The organism is [Flexibacter] sp. ATCC 35208, assembly GCF_001975825.1.
Classification (GTDB): domain Bacteria; phylum Bacteroidota; class Bacteroidia; order Chitinophagales; family Chitinophagaceae; genus Chitinophaga.
Genome location: NZ_MTKN01000052.1, coordinates 36,159 through 57,575 on the forward strand (window position 1 = coordinate 36,159; position 21,417 = coordinate 57,575).

At 42.9% G+C, this 21,417-nt stretch carries 18 protein-coding genes and 1 pseudogene; 8 read left to right on the forward strand and 11 right to left on the reverse strand.

Translation table 11 applies throughout. The features are described 5' to 3' along the window. The first annotated feature begins 142 nt into the window (after positions 1–142). Positions 143–1,618 carry a M28 family metallopeptidase gene (locus BW716_RS26185; protein WP_083727671.1) on the forward strand — a complete coding sequence of 492 codons (1,476 nt, stop codon included), beginning with the start codon at positions 143–145 and terminating at the stop codon, positions 1,616–1,618. A 374-nt stretch (positions 1,619–1,992) separates the two neighbouring features. On the opposite strand, the gene BW716_RS26190 is transcribed toward BW716_RS26185, so the two are convergent. Both BW716_RS26190 and BW716_RS26195 read right to left on the reverse strand, forming a co-directional pair. Then, complete coding sequence (locus BW716_RS26190; protein ID WP_083727711.1) at positions 1,993–4,224, reverse strand: glycoside hydrolase family 3 N-terminal domain-containing protein; 2,232 nt, start codon at positions 4,222–4,224, stop codon at positions 1,993–1,995. Between the two features lie 9 nt (positions 4,225–4,233). Then, a complete protein-coding gene (locus tag BW716_RS26195) occupies positions 4,234–5,517 on the reverse strand; it encodes a cellulase family glycosylhydrolase (protein WP_083727673.1) in 1,284 nt (427 codons plus the stop codon). 194 nt (positions 5,518–5,711) lie between these two features. On the opposite strand from BW716_RS26195, the gene BW716_RS26200 reads away from it, so the two are divergent. Further along, positions 5,712–6,035 (forward strand): hypothetical protein, encoded by a 324-nt coding sequence (locus BW716_RS26200; RefSeq protein ID WP_083727675.1) that lies wholly within the window; start codon positions 5,712–5,714, stop codon positions 6,033–6,035. Positions 6,036–6,229: 194 nt separating this feature from the next. Here the strand turns inward: BW716_RS26200 and BW716_RS26205 are convergent, their stop codons facing one another. Further along, complete coding sequence (locus tag BW716_RS26205) at positions 6,230–6,439, reverse strand: hypothetical protein (protein WP_083727677.1); 210 nt, start codon at positions 6,437–6,439, stop codon at positions 6,230–6,232. 544 nt (positions 6,440–6,983) lie between these two features. Next, positions 6,984–8,000: a proline iminopeptidase-family hydrolase gene (locus BW716_RS26215; RefSeq protein WP_220388832.1), complete on the reverse strand. Its 1,017-nt coding sequence runs from the start codon at positions 7,998–8,000 to the stop codon at positions 6,984–6,986. 400 nt (positions 8,001–8,400) lie between these two features. Here BW716_RS26215 and BW716_RS26220 point away from each other — a divergent pair, with 400 nt between their 5' ends. Next, positions 8,401–8,685, forward strand: coding sequence for a pyrimidine/purine nucleoside phosphorylase (locus BW716_RS26220; protein WP_083727683.1), 285 nt, complete (start codon positions 8,401–8,403; stop codon positions 8,683–8,685). 362 nt (positions 8,686–9,047) lie between these two features. Here BW716_RS26220 and BW716_RS26225 read toward each other — a convergent pair whose 3' ends face one another. Beyond that, positions 9,048–9,449 carry an NUDIX domain-containing protein gene (locus BW716_RS26225; RefSeq protein WP_083727685.1) on the reverse strand — a complete coding sequence of 134 codons (402 nt, stop codon included), beginning with the start codon at positions 9,447–9,449 and terminating at the stop codon, positions 9,048–9,050. A gap of 172 nt (positions 9,450–9,621) precedes the next feature. On the opposite strand from BW716_RS26225, the gene BW716_RS26230 reads away from it, so the two are divergent. The 4 genes from BW716_RS26230 (at position 9,622) to BW716_RS26245 (ending at position 14,261) form a co-directional block, all read left to right on the forward strand. Then, on the forward strand, positions 9,622–12,042 hold the full coding sequence (locus BW716_RS26230) for an outer membrane beta-barrel family protein (RefSeq protein WP_083727687.1): 2,421 nt from the start codon (positions 9,622–9,624) through the stop codon (positions 12,040–12,042). A gap of 3 nt (positions 12,043–12,045) precedes the next feature. Continuing rightward, entirely contained in the window at positions 12,046–12,225 is a 180-nt protein-coding gene (locus BW716_RS26235; RefSeq protein ID WP_083727689.1) for a 4'-phosphopantetheinyl transferase superfamily protein, read from the forward strand. Positions 12,226–12,287: 62 nt separating this feature from the next. Continuing rightward, the gene (locus BW716_RS26240; RefSeq protein ID WP_083727691.1) at positions 12,288–12,992 is read left to right on the forward strand and encodes a head GIN domain-containing protein; all 705 of its coding nucleotides are present in this window, start codon (positions 12,288–12,290) and stop codon (positions 12,990–12,992) included. Positions 12,993–13,064: 72 nt separating this feature from the next. Then, entirely contained in the window at positions 13,065–14,261 is a 1,197-nt protein-coding gene (locus BW716_RS26245) for an NAD(P)-dependent oxidoreductase (protein ID WP_083727693.1), read from the forward strand. 53 nt (positions 14,262–14,314) lie between these two features. Here BW716_RS26245 and BW716_RS26250 read toward each other — a convergent pair whose 3' ends face one another. The 5 genes from BW716_RS26250 to BW716_RS26270 form a co-directional block, all read right to left on the reverse strand. After that, entirely contained in the window at positions 14,315–14,815 is a 501-nt protein-coding gene (locus BW716_RS26250; RefSeq protein WP_083727713.1) for a hypothetical protein, read from the reverse strand. Between the two features lie 45 nt (positions 14,816–14,860). Continuing rightward, entirely contained in the window at positions 14,861–15,910 is a 1,050-nt protein-coding gene (locus BW716_RS26255; RefSeq protein WP_083727695.1) for a mechanosensitive ion channel family protein, read from the reverse strand. 21 nt (positions 15,911–15,931) lie between these two features. Continuing rightward, positions 15,932–16,756 (reverse strand): tRNA1(Val) (adenine(37)-N6)-methyltransferase, encoded by an 825-nt coding sequence (locus BW716_RS36945; RefSeq protein WP_083727697.1) that lies wholly within the window; start codon positions 16,754–16,756, stop codon positions 15,932–15,934. Positions 16,757–16,758: 2 nt separating this feature from the next. Next, positions 16,759–17,763, reverse strand: a complete 1,005-nt coding sequence (gene tsaD, locus BW716_RS26265; RefSeq protein ID WP_083727699.1) for a tRNA (adenosine(37)-N6)-threonylcarbamoyltransferase complex transferase subunit TsaD — start codon at positions 17,761–17,763, stop codon at positions 16,759–16,761. Positions 17,764–18,016: 253 nt separating this feature from the next. Next, positions 18,017–19,324, reverse strand: coding sequence for an ABC transporter permease (locus tag BW716_RS26270; RefSeq protein ID WP_220388833.1), 1,308 nt, complete (start codon positions 19,322–19,324; stop codon positions 18,017–18,019). Positions 19,325–19,371: 47 nt separating this feature from the next. Here BW716_RS26270 and BW716_RS26275 point away from each other — a divergent pair, with 47 nt between their 5' ends. Then, positions 19,372–20,955 carry a peptide chain release factor 3 gene (locus tag BW716_RS26275; protein ID WP_083727703.1) on the forward strand — a complete coding sequence of 528 codons (1,584 nt, stop codon included), beginning with the start codon at positions 19,372–19,374 and terminating at the stop codon, positions 20,953–20,955. A 181-nt stretch (positions 20,956–21,136) separates the two neighbouring features. Here BW716_RS26275 and BW716_RS26280 read toward each other — a convergent pair. Then, positions 21,137–21,417: pseudogene (locus BW716_RS26280) on the reverse strand (hypothetical protein); the annotation flags it as partial.

Here is a 21,417-nt window from a genome sequence, read left to right on the forward strand (position 1 = left end):
CGTATAGTGCGATAGCATATGAAGAAGAGTATGATGGTTACAAATATAATGGCATTATTACGATAGAGAAAAAGACTGAATATTAAAGGGGGAAGATATTCCCTACCTTTGCCCGCAATAACTCATACACAACAATAACCATATGAGAAAGGATATTTTTCTATTTTCTTTTAGTACGCTCCTGTGCTTTGCCGGGCAGGTAAATTCACAATCAAAAAAAGCACCCATTGACGCTATTCAACAGGCAGAAATAAAACGCGACCTCTTTACCCTTGCCGACGATCACTTCAGAGGCCGTGAAGCAGGTACCCTCGATGAATTGAAAGCTTCCATGTGGGTAGCAGAACAAGCACGCAAAGCAGGTCTGGAACCCGCTGGTGACGATGGCACTTATTTCCAGTTTTATTCCTTATTACGCGAACGTGTAAATGATCACAGCACCGTAAAGATCGGAGACCGCACCTTCTCTCTCTGGAAAGACATGATCGTATGGGAACCAGGCTTTGCTTCAGTAGATGCTCCCATCGTATTTGTAAATGATCCCTTAACAGTGGATGAAGCTACTGTAAAAGGAAAGGTCGTAGCACTACAATTCACCGAACAGGATCTGACCGACCCACGCAAAATTATTCCATGGAGATACGTAACGCTTGTCGTACAAAACTGCGTCAAAAAAATCGCAGCCAAAGGTGCAAAGGCAATTATATTTGTTTCAGATGACAGAGCGCAACAAGCCTGGGCCAGAGCCATTCAGGACCGTATTCGTGGTACATACCGAATAGAAGGCAGACCATCCCGACAATTATTAAACGGTATTCCTATTATTTGGATAGGTGCTGATGCGCTGGACCTGGTGCGTGTTCCAAATCAACAATTTCAGGCAAACGTATATGCGGAAGCATTCACTTATCCATCTGTGAATGTAGTAGCGAAAGTGAAAGGTAGTGATCCCAAACTGGCCAATGAATATGTATTGTTCAGCGGTCACACAGACCATGATGGCGTACGCAACATTGAACCGGGAAAAGATTCTATCTTAAATGGAGCGGATGACAATGCAACCGCCTGCGTGGCACTGCTGGCCATCGGCCGTGCATTTCACCAACAACCCGGTAAACGTAGTGCGCTGTTCGTATGGCATGGCGCAGAAGAACGTGGACTACTGGGTAGCTATTATTTCGCGGAACACCCTACTGTGCCACAGGAATCGCTGGTAGCTGTGCTGAATGCTGATATGATAGGCATGAATTCTCCTGACAGCGCAGGCTTACTGGGTATCACACCTCCACATCTGAACTCATCAGACCTGGCAAACATCGCATTGGCAGAAAATGCCAAAGGGCCAAAATTCAAGCTGGATACTGAATGGGACAAGGCTTCCCATTTTGAAGGTTTCTATTTCCGCAGTGACCATTTGCCATATGTGAGAAAGAATATTCCTGCAATTTTCTTCACCACGCTCACGCATCCGCGTTATCATACACCTGCTGATGAAGCAGCAACTATCAATATTGAGAAGCTGACGAAAATGACCCGCTGGATGTATGCAACAGGTTTTGGTGTAGCAAATGCAGCCAACAGACCGAAAATTGTAGATGGATTTAAGCTGGAAAAATAGATACTAATAAAGGAAAAGAGGCCGCTTCAATAGTATTGATGACAGCCTCTTTTCCCTGAAAATGGTTTTTATCCCCCGTTGGTGAAATCCTCTTTCATGAATGTTTTCCTGAAAATGGTTTTCATCCTCCGTTGGTGAATTCCCTCTTTCATGAATGTTTTCCTGAAAATGGTTTTCATCCCCCATTGGTGAATTCCCTCTTTCATGAATGTTTTTTCTGAAAATGGTTTTCATCCCCCATTGGTAAATTCCCTCTTTCATGAATGTTTCTATTCGTGATACCTATTGATTGGTTTTATTTCTTAACTGGCTCGTAATTTAGTTTTTCTGGTATTTAACAAGGGAAGCCGTAGCACCGGCTTCCCTTGTTATTATTACTCATATTTAAATGCCGCTTTCAACCCTCCTACAGAAACGGAGAAATCACCCGGCTCTGTCACCCGCTGTAATTGTGCATTGATAAAAGAAAGTCTATCTTTATCTATCGTGAAAGAAACTGTCTTCGTCTGCCCCGGCTGCAGTTCAATTTTTTCAAATGCACGCAAACGCTTTACTTCAGGCGTAATAGAAGCGACTTCATCACTTACATATAATAATACCGCCTCTTTCCCCGCTACTTTCCCGGTATTTGTCACATCGACAGTTATAGTAATCGCTTTTGCAGCTGTCAATGTTTTATTGCTGAGTGTAAGGTTGGCATAAGAGAATTGCGTATAACTCAATCCATATCCAAATTCCCACTGCGGATTGTATCCTGCCATTTCATCAAACTGCAATGTCTCAGTATATTTATGATAATAGTTGATGAGGCTATTGGTGGAACGGGGATAAGTATAAGGCAGTTTTCCGGAAGGATTGATCTTACCAGCCAGCACATCTGCAATCACATTTCCCCCTTCATTTCCTGACAGGTAGGAATGGATGACAGCAGCACTCAGTGGTTCTATTGAAGAGATGATACGTGGACGACCTTCTGTCAATACAAACACAATAGGTTTGCCGGTCGCAGCTAAAGCACGTGTCAGTTCAATCTGTGAATCAGATATCCGCAGATCGCCGATGTTGCCCGGTGTTTCGGTATAACTTGTTTCACCAATACAAAGTACGATCACATCTACATTTGCCGCCTTTGATACCGCATCCCTGATATCGATGGTTTTATCAAAATCAACACCTGCACTATACACAACATTAGCAGCACCAAATACATGCTGAACCGCTTCGAGGATGGTGTTCTTATCTTTTTCAGTTTCATCGCTGGTAATACCCTGCCAGATACGTGACCATCCACCATTTAAAGAACGCATTGAATTGGCAGAAGGACCTGCTACCAATATCTTTTTACCCGGTGTCAATGGCAGGATGTTATTTGTGTTTTTCAGCAATGTGATACATTCAGCAGCCAGGTCATAGTTTAGTTTATTATGCGCTTCGCCATTAAACAATGGATAGTCGCTGGCTTTGCCTACCGGGTTATCAAAAAGACCGGTTTCAAATTTCACTTTCAGTATTCTTTTTACCGCATCATCGATACGTGACATAGGGATCTTCCCTTCTTTTACCAGTTCGATAAGGTCGGTAGTAAATGTGTAATCAGTAGGCACCATGCTCATATCAATACCGGCATTAATAGCAATCATCACCGCTTCTTTGTTGTCCTTTGCTATTCTGTGACGCTGATAAAGATATTGGATATCCTGCCAGTCACTCACTACCAGTCCCTTGAATCCCAGTTCACCTTTCAGGATATCTGTTAAAATATGTTTGTTGGCATGAACAGGTACTCCATTTATTTCCGCGCTGTTTACCATCACACTTTTTGCACCGGCTTTTACAGCGGCGGCAAACTGAGGCAGGAAGTATTCACGCATTTCTCTTTCAGGTATCCAGGCAGGGGTACGATCATGTCCGCTTAAAGGCATGCTGTAGCCCATATAATGTTTAAGGCAGGCGGCAACGTGGTATTTGTCGGTTACGACATCATCCCCCTGGTATCCCTGTACCACGGCTTTGCCCATTTCGCTGACCAGATAAGGGTCTTCACCATAGGTCTCCCATATACGGGGCCATACAGGCTGACGGCCAAGATCAAGCACCGGACTAAAATTCCAGGGAATAAAGGAAGCACGTGTTTCATAAGCAGTAACAGCTGCAGCCTTTTTAGCCATAGCAGGATTAAAAGAAGCCGCTTGTGCAATCTGCTGAGGGAACATCACTGAATTTAAAGTATAATTATTCCCCCTGATGGCGTCAATGCCATACAGAACGGGGATTTTAAGACGTTCCTGCAAAGCAATTTTCTGGATAGTCTCAATCCTGTTCCTCCAGACTTCTACTGTTTGTGCATAGCCACCTACATTCAGAATAGAACCTACTTTATATTTTTTGATGGCTTCCTCTAATTTGGCCATGTCAAATTCATGAGGCTCGTTCACCTGACCATTTGTAGTTTTCAAAAAAGCTTCCACACTGATCTGGGTCATCTGTCCTGCTTTTTCCTCGAGTGTCATTTTCGCTACCAGCGACGCTACTTTCTGATCGATGGATTGGGTATACCCATTGAAGGTGGCCGCAGTAATTGCAACAGATAAGAGTAATTTTTTCATAAGTGTCATTTAATTTAATATATAGGAATGGATGATTTTCCAGGTGAGGGTATCAGCATCGAAAACGGAATTTAACCCCTGTTCTTCCTGTGGGGGATCCCCCATGAAGTCATCACCTTCTTTCCAGAATAATTGCCCGGGAACCGGCCTTGCAGTGCCGGCAAACGCCCAAAAATTACATCCTGCAATAGCACCTCCCTGTTTACGGCTTTTGGCCCATTCAGCAAAAACGCCATTGTACAATTGATTACGTGAATAAACTGCAGATGCCGGATCAAATGAATGCTGATCACGGGGCAGGCCAAATTCTTCTACTACCAGTGGTTTATTCAGATCATCAGCGATTACTTCATGTTGCCGGATGTATTGTTGTGTCTTTGCCATCAATCCGGGCAGACTGTTGGCAATGCTGGTATCCTTAAACCATCCCCAGTTCTTGGGCCAGATATGTAATGTTAAATAATCGACTTCTTTAGGTTGATGAATCGCTTTAAACAGGTCTGCAGATTCATCTGTACCCATAATACCTTCGGTACCCAGGGTGACCAGGTGATGATGGTCTATAGATTTGATGAATCTGGCCATGGTGAGGGTCCACTTTTTGTATGCCTCTACAGCAGCAATCATCATGGGTCGTGGTTCATTTGCCAATTCCCAGGCCATGATGGATGGTTCCTCAATATACTGTTGTTTGGTATATTTGTTTACATGATTCAGGACCAATCGTACCTGATTCTCGTAATCTTTCTGGCAGGGGGCACAGGAGTAGAATTTGCTGGTATTTTCCCGAAGGTCATTCCAGTTCAATTTGCTACGCATGACGGAATCAGTAATGACCCCATTCCAGCTGAGGTATTGTAAAAAGCCCCCACTCCATTCCCAGTTATTACTCAGGAATAGAACGGCATACATCTTCCTTTTTCCCATTTCGTACAGGAGGTAGTCAAGACCTTCCAATATCTCCATATTGAATTTACCCTGCTCATACTGGAAGGCAGGTTTTACCCGCTCTACACCATTGACCAATCCTTTGCCCTCTGTTCCTACCAGTACGCGGAGGTTGGTGATGCCCTGGCTTTTCAGGAAATCCAATTCTTTTTGCAGGCGTTCCTTCCCGTTTTTTTGCAGGGCGAGCAAACCGCCGTACCAGTAGTTCGTGCCGATGTAGTAGTAAGGTTTGTTGTGAAGGAAGAACTGATGCCCGGACTTTGTAATAAATTCCTGTTGGGCGGAGGCTTTGGCTGTACATAGCATGAGAAACAGCCAAAGGGCTTTCATTGAAAAACGTGGCATTGGTGATTTTAATTAGTTAACCTTTTCAAATGTAGGTTAACTTATGCCACAGATGTAGTACTTTTTTATCTATTTCATTGCATTTAAATCATAGAATGCGAGGGATAAGGTGGCTAGTGGGATGATACTTTTCATGCAAAGGAGGCGCACGAAAGTAACATATTGATTTTAAATTATGTAACTTTATTCATTTTATGGACTATACTTTTAATGTAAACTGGCAGGGAAATGTGGTCGGAGCAATTACTAATCTTTTTCAGGACATGTGGTATCTGAGTGGTGATTGGGAAAGATTTGAGACAGCCGAAACTGAAAAATTTGAACAATTGGTAATCAATTTTAACCGGGAAGCTTTTGCGAAAGATCCGGTTGCGTATTCGGTGAAAGTGATTTTATTTAATATAAATCATCCTGAGAGAAAGCTCTATTGTCTGGCTACTTCTCTTAATGAAAATAAAATTTCATTGAGGCATATAATCGCAAAAGATGCGCTGGATAAATTCTTTCCTGGCAGATAACTATGAGATATGAAATGGTCCCCCTATATATCCCTATTTTCATGCTTCGCTTATTACCGCTGCAGTCCTTTTTTCCCCACCTTCCGCTTTGATGGCTCCTTTAACTTATTTGTAAAATAATACCAATAAGCTTTGAATAACGTTCCTGATAATATCGCCTCAATGGCCCCCCATATTTCACCAAATCAAATCCATTATTTGAAGCAAGCAATTTGGGAAGTACAATAAAAAAAGCAACTAATGCAGCTATTATTTCCAAGGCCTTCATAGAACTCCGCAATACCTCCCTTGCCCTTACAAGTTTCCTGAAAGACCTTTTCAATCCATTCTTCTTCAGGATCACTCAGCCCCCCCAACTGCTTTCGCAATAGCAAAGTATAAACGTATTCTTGATCATACTTCATTTAAACTACTATTTTGGTTGATGTACAAGGATACAAAATAAAAAGTCCAATCCGGTTAACGTGAAGTTAACAGCCTTTAAAAATTCAGGTCAGGTGGTTTATAAAAAATCGCCCCCTACATTAGGATAAAAGGGGATTTTTCCCGTATAGTATCAGGTTTTTTCCCTCAGGGAGATGATTGATCTTTGCTAATAAATTATTAATTAAATAAAATTCATCCTTTATGGCACATCCCGTTTTAAATGAAGACTGGTCAGATTATGACAACAAAAAGAAGAAAAAAGAGGACCGATTGTTCTTCTCCTGTGAAGAACAATGGGAGGTGGATTATCTCGTAAAAAAACTAAAGCGCTATTACCCCGCCAAAACTGAAACCCAAATCAGGAGCGCAATTGAAAGCTGCTGCAGAACAGTTCGTGCGCCAAGGCCGAGAACGGAATTTGTTGCATGTGTAACCAGTAGGTTAGATTCCTGAATTATCTCCTTACAAAAAAAAGGTCGCCTCATAAAAACTGAGACGACCTTTTCAAAAATTAATTGCTAATTACTTCTTATCCGCCACAAACTTTCCACCATCCACATCCTTCAAAAAACCCACCAGATTCGTAAAATACCGCTGCTGATCATCATACATAGACATATGAGACCCATTCGGACACAAATACAATCTGCTATTCGGCAATAACTGCGCTTCCCGCTTCATACCCTCCGGACTCATTTCATCATGCATCCCTCCTAACACCATCACAGGTGTCTTAATATCCGGCAGTTTATCCCAGAATTCCCAGTTCTTAAAATTCCCGGTCACATGAAATTCATCTACTCCCTGCATCTGTATATAAATCGTATGATTCGCCTTCTTAAACGCTCTGAGCAAAGGCTCCGGCCAACTTTCCACTGGTAACCTGCAAATCGCCTGTGTATATAGCTTATTCATCAACAAGTCATTGTACTCAGGCGAGTCATATTTTTCTAATTTATCCAATGAATCATAAACAGCAAGATCTCTTGCTGTGAAGAATTGCTCCTTCAGTTGTTTGGTATAGGTGGTATAATCAATCATCCCGGCTGTCATATTGGATAATACAGCACCTTTAACATGGGATTGATACTTATGCAAGTACTCCATAGCCAGCATGCCGCCCCATGAATGACCGACTATATAAAAACTATCCAGATGCAGGCCTTTCCGCACCTGTTCTAATTCCTCCACATAATTGGATACCGTCCAAAGGGTGGTGTCAGATGGCTGGTCAGAATTGCCGCATCCTAACTGGTCATAGTAGTAGATCTCCATCCCTTCTTTAGGCAGAAAATCTTCGAAACATTCCATGTAATCATGGCTAAAACCAGGGCCTCCGTGTAATAGTAATACTTTAATTTTACCATCACCCACTTTTTTGGTCCATACATGGTATTTACCATCTACTTCGATCAATTTGTTCCCTCCGGTTTTAATTTCGGTTGTGTCTTCAGTACTTGATGTTAGAGCTGGGGTAGTAGCAGGTTGCTTGCAGGCAAAAAAGGACATTGCCGCGAAAACTAAAAGTGTTCTTGTCATGGTTAAATTTATGATACTCCCCAAAATAGGGATTTCCTTGATCTACAGCTAATATTATGTTTCACTACTTTGGTATTAGTACTCAATTTGTCCGGAAATAAACATCCCACCTACTGACCTTCCACCGCCGGCCTTTGCCTTTATCAATAAACCAGATGATACCTTTCAGCATCAATATTGCCCATCAAATCCTGACCGATCTTCAACAACGAATTCAAACACGTTGGGCTGATAACATCGCCGACTAATGCCGGCAGGAGCGCACTTTACAGCATGGGAACAACCTGAGTTACTGGCGGATGATTTGCGGAGGTTCTTTTACCACGCTCCTCTCCCTTTTAGGATTTCAGAAATAATTATTAAATATTAATTTAGCCCCTCAAAACTAAACAACAACACTATGAGTACAGTTTCGCACAATGTATATTTTGAAGGAAAAGTGCAAAGCCTCGGCATCGATGTAGAAAAAGGGAAAGCAACTGTCGGCGTGATGAAAAAGGGAACGTATGTATTTAACACCGGATCGCCTGAAACAATGGTCATTGTGTTAGGCGAAATGAGTGCAAAAGTGAAAGGTGGTGAGTGGGTGAAATACAAGCAGAACGAGCGTTTTGAGGTGGCTGCAAACTCTTCATTTGAAGTAAATTGCGACACAGATGTAGCATATATCTGTTACTACAATTAAAATATTTGAATGCCGGAGATTACCTCTCCGGCATTTAACTACTAAAAACCAAATTTGACCTTTTCGAGGAATCCTACTTTTACCTCAACCCAAAAAACCAAAAAGATTATAAAGAAATCAAGGAAAAACCCACCCTGTCTTATAACAACGAAGACTATGGCAATCGTAAAGATGAATGTGAAAGAAATGCATATTATGAGGCCTTAGGTTGGCCCAGGCCAATAACAGACTTAGATCTGCCACATTCCAATTAAATTATTGTAGTATGTAGTTTCTCACTGTACTATGCCTATCTATTGCATCTAACACCTTTGCCCAAAACTGTAACGGTGCAGCCAAATTTTATTTTATTATAAATATCCTTATACCAACCCATCCTCCTTCAACTTCCCAAACGCGATCAACACGCCCGGCACCTGCTTCTCCTCCCTCTCATAACTCTCCAGGTCAAAAAACCTCACCTCCCCAATCTCCGCCGAAGGCACCACCTCCTGCTTTAACTCATGTAAAAAACAATCCTGCTCCATCACCATATCCTCCTCCCCAAATGCCGGCGCCGTTATATGATAATACCACTTCAACTCCTCCACAGGAATCAATATATTCAACTCCTCCTGCACCTCCCGCTGCATAGCCTCCACTGCCGTCTCCCCTGCATCAATCTTCCCGCCCGGCAAATACCACGCCTGCTTATTCTTACTAAAAGCCAATAATAACTTCCTGTTTTGTACCACCACCAATCCGGCTGTATATATACATTTCATTCCACAAAAATAAAAATTCGCAGGTCAAAATCCACAATTCAAAACTGAAATATCATTTCAGACACCCGATGATCATTGAAGGGGAAACCATTTCGTAGATTAGTCATTAGCTCTTCTTACATAATTTGCTAACTTACCGCAAACACACACTCATTACAACTATATTGTCAGTATGTTTAGATTAGACACAACCCTATTGTTAATCTGCCTGTTATGTACAATTGTTTACCCGACACTTGCTCAACAGGGAACAGGAGGGAAAATATCCGGCCACGTAAAGGATGACAAGAACGAACCTATGAATTTTGCGACAGTCGTTTTATTAAAGCAACAGGATTCTGCTTTAGTTAAAGGGGCTATCACAGATCAGACAGGTGGCTACCAGTTCGAGAATATACCCAAAGGAGCCTATCTGATAAAAATATCACAGGTAGGTTATCAGACGAAGTTCATTCCAATTACCACAGAAGGCCCAAACACCACGCTGGAAACTGCTGTTTTATCGACGGTTACCAAAAACCTGAAAGAAGTAAATATCACTGCCGAAAAAAAGCTGATTGAATTAAGTGGTGAAAAGCTCATCTTCAATGTATCCAATAGCATCACGTCTGCTGGCAACAATGCTTTAGAAACCCTGCGAAAGGCTCCTGGTGTAGCAGTTTCTACGGATGACCAGATCTCTCTGAAAGGAAATACCGGCGTGCTTGTAATGATCAATGGCAAACAATCTTATTTGACCGGGAGTGACCTGGCCGATATGTTGAAAAGTATGCCCTCCAGTAATATTGAAGCCATAGAAATCGTCAGCAATCCATCTGCCCGTTTTGATGCTGCCGGCACTGCAGGTATTATCAATATCAGATTAAAAAAAGACAGAACCAGGGGATTGAATGGCTCAGTTATCGTGAATGGCAATTACGGCATTACACCAAAGTACAGTGGTTCCGCAGACCTGAATTACAGAACTGATAAACTGAATCTATATGGTAATTACAACAGTTATAAAGGTTCAACAGAGATCACGCAAACATTTGACAGAGATTATAGCGGCACACACTATGACCAGGTCGGAACCTTTTATTTTGACAGGCAACAACAGGCTTTTAAAGCAGGCTTAGATTATCATATCAGCAACCGGTCTACCATCGGCTTTCTGATCAATGGCAATACCAGCCGCAATGGAACAAACTCTGTTAGCCGTACCTTCATATATAGCAACGCTGCCTCCATTGATTCTATCATGAAAGCGACCAGCCAGGGACCACAAAACCGTAATAATTTCAATTACAATGTAAACTATAGCTATCATGATTCGACTGGCAAAGAACTGAATGTGGATCTGGACTACGTGAATTTCGACAGAAATGACAAAAGCTATCAACCTAATATTTATTACGATCCTACAGAAACCACCGTACTCAGCTCAGTAAACTATCGTATTAATACGCCCGCAAACATTCATATTTATGTAGGCAAGACAGATTATTCCCAACCATTGTTCAAAGGGAAACTGGGTATAGGTGGAAAGGTCAGCGCTGTCAATACAGATAATGATTTCCTGTTCTATAATATAGAAGAAGGGAAGAATGTAACGGACAGCAGCAAAACAAACAACTTTGTATATAAAGAGCAAGTCTATGCCTTTTATGTGAACTACAATATCAAATTAAGTAAATGGAGTATTCAAGCAGGGCTCCGTGGTGAACAAACCAATTCAAGAGGTCTACTGAAAGCCTTAACAAATGTAACTGATGAAGATGTGAAAAGAAGTTATCTGAATTTCTTCCCTTCTGCATCCGTTTCCTATGCCATGAACGATGCTCACTCCTTTAATGCGGCTTATAGCCGCCGCATAGGCAGACCCACCTATCAGGACCTGAATCCTTTCGAAAAAAGAATGGATGAACTGACGTATCAGAAAGGGAATGCCTTTTTAAAACCACAATATTCCAATAGCTTCTCACTAAGTTATGCATTCAGACAATACTTGATTGTCTCTGCAGACTATGTGCATACCAGAGATGTATCTGCACCAATTGTGGAAACGACAGATGGCAACAAACTCGTGTATGCCATTCAGAATATCGCATCCAGCGATAACATGAGTCTCGCAATTTCTTCCAATCTGGAGTTTTTCAAATGGTGGAACTGTTACCTGAATACGAATCTATACCGTGCCGTTTATAAGGGAACAATCGATCAGTCTGCACTGAACAATAACACGCTGACTTTTATGTATAGTGCAACAAACACCTTTAAGCTTACACCTGTTACTGCACTCGAAGTATCTGTATGGGGCAGAACAGCAGAAGTATATGGTTCATTCACAAACGGGGCACAAGCGACTATAGATGCAGGTGTGTCACAACAACTATGGGGTAAAAAAGCTACTGTAAAAGTAGCTTGTTCAGATATCTTCTACACCTTAGGCTCCACCAGTAGCAGCAATTTTAATGGCGTGAACCTAAGCAGTAAAATCATGCCTGAAACCAGAATGCTCAAGTTATCATTCGCCTATCGTTTCGGCAGCAATCAGATCAAAGCAGCGAGAAACAGGAATACAGGTTCTTCTGAAGAACGCAATAGAATTTAAAATATGAAAATCAGCTCAGGTATAGACATCATTGAAATAGCAACGGTAAAGACGCTGATAGACCGGCATGGTGAACGATTTCTGAAAAGAGCATTTACAGAAAAGGAAGTTGCTTATTGCCGTGATAAGAACAACAACGGCTGGAGTAAAATACCAAGAACAGGGAATGCTAAACTGGAATGATTTTTTTATATCTTACTTTTTATAAAAAAAGATATTTTGTTACCTGTTTATTCGAATAAGTTATGAAACAAATTATTTATTTACTACTGGCACTAATTCTTTGCAGCTGTGCCAGACGAATCAATGGCAGTAGAAATATCATCACTAAAACAATTGACATTGGTAATTACACTGAGATTCATGCAAGGGCGTCTACTAATGTGTATCTTGATTCAACCCTCGATGGAAAGATCAGGATAGAGGCCCCGGAGGAACTGATGGATCATATCCTTTGTGAAGTAAAAGATAATGCACTGACCGTAGGTTTTAATAACTCTTTTAAATGGTGGGAAATGCGCTTTGGTCAGGGTATAAATGTATATGTTCCCTGCAGACATATTACCAGACTGGTAAAAACCGGTAGCGCCAATATAAGTGGTTCATTGGAAACAACACAGCTTGCTATTGAAACCGGGGGGTCCGGACATGTAAATATTAATGTAAACTGTCAGGAGATCAGAGTGTCAAAAGGAGGTTCATCAGGTGTTACACTAAAAGGCAGGTGCACTACTTTGGATGCGAACCTTGGTGGCAGTGGGCATCTGGATGCCGGGGAGCTGGCTACGGACGTAGTTAATATCAGAACCGGCGGAAGTACCCATGCGACAGTTAATTGTAATACCACCCTGGTTGCATCTGCATCTGGTAGTTCCAAAATTAATTATTCAGGCAATCCATCGGTGACTAAAAGAATAAGTGGTAGTGCGAAAGTGAGAAAAGCAAACTAAATTATCAGACCGGCGTTTTTCTCCGGCCTGTTTATTTTTTCAATATATTTGGCTCCACACCAAATCACCAGTATGTTATATATCGCACTGATTCGGGAAGAAAAACAGCCCCACGATAATCGCGTCGCCTTTACTCCACAACAATGTCAATGGATTGCACAACACTACTCCCAGGTCACCATCGTCGTACAGCCCTCCCCATGGCGCTGCTACAAGGATGAAGAATATGAGAGAGCCGGCATCACACTGTCAGAAGACCTGTCTCACTGCCAGATCCTGCTAGGTATTAAAGAAGTGCCTGCTGAGAAATTAATGCCAGGCAAGACATATTTATTCTTTTCTCATACACGGAAAAAACAACCACAGAACCAGCAGATGCTAAAAACCATCCTGGAAAAGAAAATCAACCTCATCGATTATGAATGCCTCGTCCATCCCGATGGACAACGGATATTGGGGTTTGGTTTCTTTGCAGGCGTAGTAGGCGCCCACAATGGTTTGCTGGCTTATGGCCGGAAAACAGGCACGTTCTCACTCACACCAGTGTACGCCTGCCATGATTTTAAAGAACTGATCAATCATTATTTCGGCGCCAAACTACCACCACTCAAGATTGTGATCACTGGTTCAGGCCGGGTGGCTGCGGGTACCCTGGAAGTAATGGGCTTACTGGGTATTAAATACCTGCCACCAGAAGAGTTCCTGATCAACTCCTACACTTATCCGGTATATACCCAGTTAAAAGCCGGAGAGCTGTACCTGAGAAAGTCCGATAAGACCTACGGCAGGGAAGATTTCCACCTGCACCCTGATCAATATGATTGCCGGTTTATGCCTTTTGTAACGGCATCGGATATTCTCATGAATGGGATCTATTGGGATGAACGCATCCCTCCACTGTTCACCTGGGATGATCTGGCGAAAAGCAACTTCAGGATCAAAGTGATTGCTGATATCACGGATGATACTAATGGATCCGTACCCTGTAACCTGGGTGACTGCACCATTGAGGAACCGGTATATGGCGTGAACCGGCACACAAGGCAACAAACAGCCCCGTACCTGCAGGATACTGTCGATATGATGTGTGTGAGTAATCTGCCAAATGAGTTGCCAAGAGATGCCTCGCAGTATTTCGGCGATCAGTTGATGAAGTATGTATTCGATGATTTATTAAAGTCGGAGAGTACAATCATTCACAATGCAACTATTGCTACCAATGGGGCGCTTACGGAGCGGTTTGGCTATTTAGAGGATTATGTATCATAATAAAGAAAAAGGCGTCTCAATGATGATTGAGACGCCTTTTTTAAGTATATCATTTAGGCACGCAGCCATTTTTTCATCGGAGGAAAATCTTCTTTGTCACCTGCCTTCGTCATCATGCCCACACTCTGTAACATTAATATTCCTATATAATCATTCATACGACAGCTTTCCATAATATCACTACTGCCACCCCTGTAACCTTCTTCATGAAAAACATAATCAGGATCTATATCCAGATGCAGGCAGGCCGCGTATGACCAGGCAATTGCCATGATCTCTTCTGCCTCCCTGTCCTTCCGCTTAATAATCGCATTTTCTGTTAAACGGGCGCGATCTTTCGTTGATACGACGGCAACATGGCCCGCTTCATGAAGTATATCTCCCGGGTATTTCAACGTGTCCCTGTCAATGATGATAGTACCGTTCTCAATCAGGAAACCCGGTAAAAAGCTATCATCACCTAAACTCCTGAATATTGTCTGAATGCCGATAGCATTCACGAAAGCAATACATTTCTCAAATGTGACTATGTCATCATGTTCATTATTAATCATATTCGCGGAAGGTACGAATAACCGCTGGAAATCCCCATCCAAAGATTAATTATTATTCGCATTGAATACCGTCTGTGTCGGATATGCAAACTGAATACCCCGCTTCGCAAACTCTCTGAAAATAGCAAGGTTGATCACCTGCTGTATATCCATATACTTATTATAATCACTTGTCAGTACATTGTACACCACCTCAAATTTCAAACTATACGGCCCATAAGTCGCAAAATGCGCCCTGTCAAATGCAATGCCTTCCTGTGCAGTGATGATGGTTTTTAAAATAGCAGGTATCTCTTCTATCACATCGGCAGGAGTTTCATACACCACATCCAGCACAAATGCAATCCTGCGCTTCTCCATTCTTTTGAAGTTGTGAATGCGTGAGTCTGTCAATTGCTTATTAGAGAAGATCATTTCCTCTCCACTGGTGCTACGGATACGGGTTGTCTTTACACCAATCTCCATCACTGTACCACTCTTGTCTCCTACCAGTATCGCATCACCTATCTCAAAAGGTCTGTCAAAGAAGATCACGAAATAACAAAACAGATCACTCAATATATTCTGTGAAGCCAGTGCAATGGCCACACCACCAATACCCAAACTCGTGATGATCGTTGTGACATTGTACCCGAAATTATCCAGCAGAAACACGATCGCAATACACCATAATACAAGGTTGATGATCATCAATATCCCCTTCACTTCACTCCTTCTTGCATCTGCATAGGATCGCTTTTGTAAATAAGAGATCAAAGCATATTCGATGAGCATCGTCAATACCCGCAACACGAAAAAGGTATTGATCAATACCATCACACCATGCATTCCATTCGCCAACTTTACCGGCAGTACGAGGTAATGAATACCACCATAAATCACCGTGATGTAGAGTGCCGGCATTATTGCACGGTCTATGACGCCGATGATGAAATCATCTACTGTATTGACGGTTCTTTCCGCCCATTTTCTTAACCTGTGTAATACGATACTTTTGATAATGCGCAGAGCGATCAATCCAATTACGATAACTCCCAACGCGATGACATAGGCATACAAAGTATTCCCCCAAAAGATCTGATTTAAACCTTCCATGCTGTGATGTTCTAACTAAATTTATAAATACAAATAATAAGGCTGTAACAATGCCTTGAATGCCGCTGTGTAATCATTGCCTGCTTCCTTAATGGCCATTACTTCTTCATCGCGGGGTGTTTCTTCCCGGCCGAAAATAGCAATGGTGCGGAATTTGTCATGATTTACACTTTGCTTTACGTGTAGTACTTTGCGGGGATAAAATCCTTTTTGTGTGGCTAATACTTCAAAAGTGGCATAAGGCTTATAGGGTAACAAAACGGAGAAAACGCCTGATAAAGACAGGTTTTTATCAATCACATCCAGTAATGCTGAATAATTCAGGGTGGTGGTGTGCATGGCCTGATTCCTTAATTGATCCGGACTTTTTAAATCTGATTCATAAAAAGGAGGATTGGTGATGATGAGGTCGTGCTTTACCTCCAATGATAATGTACGGGCATCACCAGTTAAGATATTTAATCTTGAAGCCCAGGGCGCATCAGCAAAATTCCGCTTTGCCTGACCTGCAGCTACAACATCCAGTTCTACGGCAGTAATAGAGGCTTCGCTGAATCTTTGCGCCAGCATCAGGCTCAATAGTCCTGTACCAGCTCCTATATCTAAAATACGAGGCGCCGGTAAAACTTTCTCTGAAGCAATATCAGCACTCACAGATACTTTCGCTGAAGTAACAGCAGCTCTCGCCGCCTCTTTTTCTTGTGAACCACCCCCACCTAACAATCCCTCTTCCGCCACATACCAACCCGTATACGCCCCCTGCAAACAGGCATCTGTGCACACTTTCATAGCACAATCTTCCTGATTCACCGTAAATTGTTTGAAACGAAAAAATTGATTCGCCATATTTAAAATGCTGCTCTTGCACCAGGTACCGCATCCAGTCCTACAAACTCCTTTGCCTGGTATTTATAATATGCTGTGATAGCGATCATGGCTGCATTATCCGTACAATATTCAAACTTAGGAATGTAAGTGTTCCAGCCAAACTTCTCGCCATAGGTTTGCAACGCCATTCTCAAACCAGAGTTCGCACTTACACCACCAGCAATGCCGATCTCTTTTATACCAGTTTCCTTCGAAGCCTTCACCAGTTTATTCATGAGAATACTAACAATCCTGTGCTGAATAGAAGCACAAATATCCGCCATATTATGCTGCACAAAATCAGGATCCAGCCTGGTTTTTTCCTGCAGGAAATAAAGAATAGCCGTCTTCAGCCCGCTAAAACTGAAGTTCAGCTCAGGTATCTGTGGCTCAGGGAATTTAAACCGGGTCGGATCCCCCAGTTTCGCATATTTATCAATCAAAGGACCACCCGGATAAGGCAAACCCAGTAATTTCGCACTCTTATCAAATGCCTCTCCTGCCGCATCATCCATTGTTTCACCTATTACTTTCATTTGCAGCGGACTATCTACCCGCACGATCTGTGTGTGCCCACCAGATACCGTGAGACACAAAAACGGAAATGAAGGAATGGGATCTTCGATGAAATTGGCCAGCACGTGGGCCTGCATATGGTGAACAGCAATGAGCGGTTTATTCAGCGCCAGCGCCAGTGACTTGGCAAAACAACTACCTACCAGCAGTGCGCCGATCAGCCCAGGGGCCTGTGTAAAGGCAATGGCGTCCAGTTCCTCCTTACGTATACCTGCCTGTTTAAGGGCATAGTCTACCACCGGAACGATATTTTCCTGGTGAGCACGGGAAGCCAGTTCCGGCACCACACCGCCATATTGCTCATGAATAGTCTGGTTAGCTATATAATTGGAAAGAATCTTTCCATCCACCAGTACGGAAGCACTGGTTTCATCACAAGACGACTCTATCGCGAGTATTTTTACTGACATGGATGCAAAACTAAAAAGAAAATCCGCTTCTGCCTAAAGGCGAAGCGGATTTTTGAAGGGGACATCCTTCTATCTGAATAAATCCTTCTATCAGAGTGAATTCTTCTATCAGAGTGAGATTTCTATCTGAGTGAGATTTCTATCTGAGTGAATTCTTCTATTTGAATGAAATTTTCTATCTGAGTGAGATTTCTATCTGAGTGAGATTTTCTATCCAAATCGAATTTCCTATCTGAATAAAACACAAATCCCATCACGTACTCCTGATCGCCACCACCGGATCCAGCTTCGAAGCCGACCACGCCGGAATAAACCCGGCTATCACCCCCACCACCGTACTCACACTCAATCCTATTATAATATTCTTCATCGTCAGCGCCACCGGAAATACATCAAACATATTCAACACCAACGTAATCATATATACCAGCAACAACCCCAATCCTCCTCCCACCAGGCACAACATAATCGCTTCCAGCAAAAATTCCATCAAAATCACCTTCTTCCTGGCCCCAATGGCCTTCTTCAACCCAATGATGTTCGTTCGCTCTTTCACCGTTACAAACATAATATTCGCAATTCCAAACCCACCTACTATCAGCGCAAACATCGCTATTATGATCCCTCCTATATTGATCTTGACAAAGATACTTTCCAGGTTCCCGGACGCTGATGTAATCTCATTCAATGAAAAATTATCTTCCTCCGTAGGCCGCAACCGCCGAATAGCCCGCATTACCCCGGTCAGATCATCCTTCATCTCTTTTACGGATATCCCCGGCTTTGCTTTTACCGTTATAAACGGATCCCCATACAACCGCTCATCTACCACCGTTTTGCCAAAGGCATACGGCACCATCACCGTATTATCATAATTGATGGCATCCATACCCGAGCCCTTTTTCTTTAGTACGCCAATCACCCTCACCGGTCTGCCCGCTACCCGTATCACCTTGCCCAGGGCCGCCTCCGGACTCCCAAACAATCCATCCCAGATATTTCCTCCCAGGATGGCCACATTCGCCCCGTCATTCTCCTTGCCAGCAAAATACCGGCCTCCAATGATCTTCAGGGACTGAATTTTAATATAATCTTCCGTCACGGGCAGGAACTCTACCCCCTCCATAGATTCGCTTTTATAATCGATCCGCTTATTGCCAGATGAAAACGCAAATGCCGCAAACTGCACTGTATGGGTCTTTTCCGTCATGTATCGCAACTCTTTGTACTCCGGCTGCGGACGGTTCACAAATTTCCACCACGGCATGTCCGGACCTCCATCCCATGGCCACTTCTGGATAAAGATCACATCAGACCCCAGGGCTTCCAGGCCTTTGCGGATATTACTTTCCAAACTATTTGTAGCAGTAAAAACAGCGATGATACAGAATATACCAATTGTGATTCCTAAAAGAGATAAAAACGTACGGAGCTTGTTCATTCTGAGCTCCTGGACGGCCATTTTCAGGCTACTCCATAATATTTTAATCGTGGCAATCATAGCGTTGTGGCAATCATAGATTAAATGTAAAGTAATGATAAATTGTGAGATTACATCCATTTCACAATTCATTCGTACCTTTGCACACATTTTTGGTACAAACGCATATGAAGTACGCAAGCGAAATCAATAAACGAAAGACATTTGCTATTATAGCCCACCCGGATGCCGGTAAAACCACCTTGACGGAAAAATTCCTGCTCTTTGGTGGCGCCATCCAGACTGCGGGCGCCGTAAAGTCTAACAAGATCAAGAAACATACGACCTCCGACTTTATGGAAATCGAACGGCAGCGTGGTATCTCTGTGGCCACCTCCGTGATGACTTTCGAATACCGGGATATGCTGATAAATCTGCTCGATACCCCGGGTCACAAGGACTTCGCGGAAGATACCTACCGTACCCTGACCGCAGTGGACAGCGTTGTGCTGGTCATCGACTGTGTAAAGGGGGTGGAAGAGCAGACGGAACGCCTCATGGAGGTATGCCGTATGCGCGATACCCCGGTGATCATCTTTGTCAATAAGATGGACCGTGACGGTAAAAATCCATTCGACCTGCTGGATGAGCTGGAAGAAAAACTGCGTATCAAGGTTCGCCCTCTGAGCTGGCCAATTAACGGCGGTACAGACTTTAAAGGGGTGTATAACCTGTATAATAAGAGCTTTGTATCCTTCGCGCCTAACAAGAAAGCAACAGATGATGATATCGTTCCACTGTCTGACCTGACAAGTGATTTCATCGATCAGACTTTCAATGCAACGGATGCAGCCCAGCTACGTAACGACGTGGAACTGATTGAGGGTGTATATGATACCTTTGAGAATACGGAATACCTGGAAGGTAAAATGGCGCCTGTTTTCTTTGGTAGCGCCGTGAATAACTTCGGGGTGAAGGACCTGCTCGATACCTTCATAGAGATCGCGCCTACGCCAAGAGATCGTGAATCCAGCACCCGTCCTGTTCCAGTGGCAGATGATAAATTCAGTGGTTTTATCTTTAAAATTCACGCAAACCTCGATCCGAGACACCGTGATCGTATCGCATTTTTACGTGTGTGTTCCGGTAAGTTTGAGCGGAATAAATTCTTCCACCATGTAAGGTTGGATAAGGATGTACGATTCAGTAACCCTTATACCTTCCTGGCACGGGAAAAGAATGTGGTGGATGATGCGTATCCGGGTGATGTGGTGGGTTTGTTTGATACGGGGAACTTTAAGATTGGAGATACACTGACGGAAGGTGAGAACTTCTATTTTACAGGTATTCCAAGCTTCTCTCCTGAATTGTTTAAGGAGGTGGTGAATAAGGATCCGATGAAGACAAAGCAGTTGGAGAAAGGGTTGAGACAGTTGACGGATGAGGGTGTGGCGCAGTTGTTTACACAGCATGGTGGTAATCGTAAGATTATTGGTTGTGTGGGTGATCTGCAGTTTGAGGTGATACAGTATCGTTTGTTGCAGGAGTATGGAGCGTCTTGTATGTTTAATACTTTGCCGTTTTATAAGGCGTGCTGGATTACCGGGGATAAGGCGAAGGTAGAGGAGTTTATAAGGTTTAAACAGGCGAATGTGGTGGAGGATAAGGATGGACACCTGGTTTATCTGGCACAGAGTGAGTGGTATTTGAATACGGAGCGGACGAATAATCCGGCGGTGGAGTTTCATTTTACTTCTGAAATTCATAAATAAAATATCGGCGGTGATTGAGGTGATTGCTTCGCAATCACCTCAATCACCGCCAGGCGAAAGTTTTGGAGATGAGCTCTGCTCATCTCCAAAACTTTCGAAAGATAAAGAAGCCCGAAGGATAACAAAAAAATAGCCGCATCCTGTGATCAGGCGCGGCGTTATAATAAATTGTACGACCAACTCAAATGTAGTACAATTGCAGACTGTCCTTAGACTTGTAAAATCGAGTAGGAAGAAAGCCGTTATGGAATTCAATGCGAACGTTGGCTATATCAGGTGTATCGCTCATCACAGCGACGCCACTGGCAGAGATACGGTTCACGGTAGACTTTACGATACTGAGCACTATGTCGATATCATGGATCATCAGGTCCAAAATTACGCTTACGTCGGTACCACGTGGATTAAATTCAGCCAGGCGATGTACTTCGATGAACATGGGGTTGAGTGCATGTCCTTTCA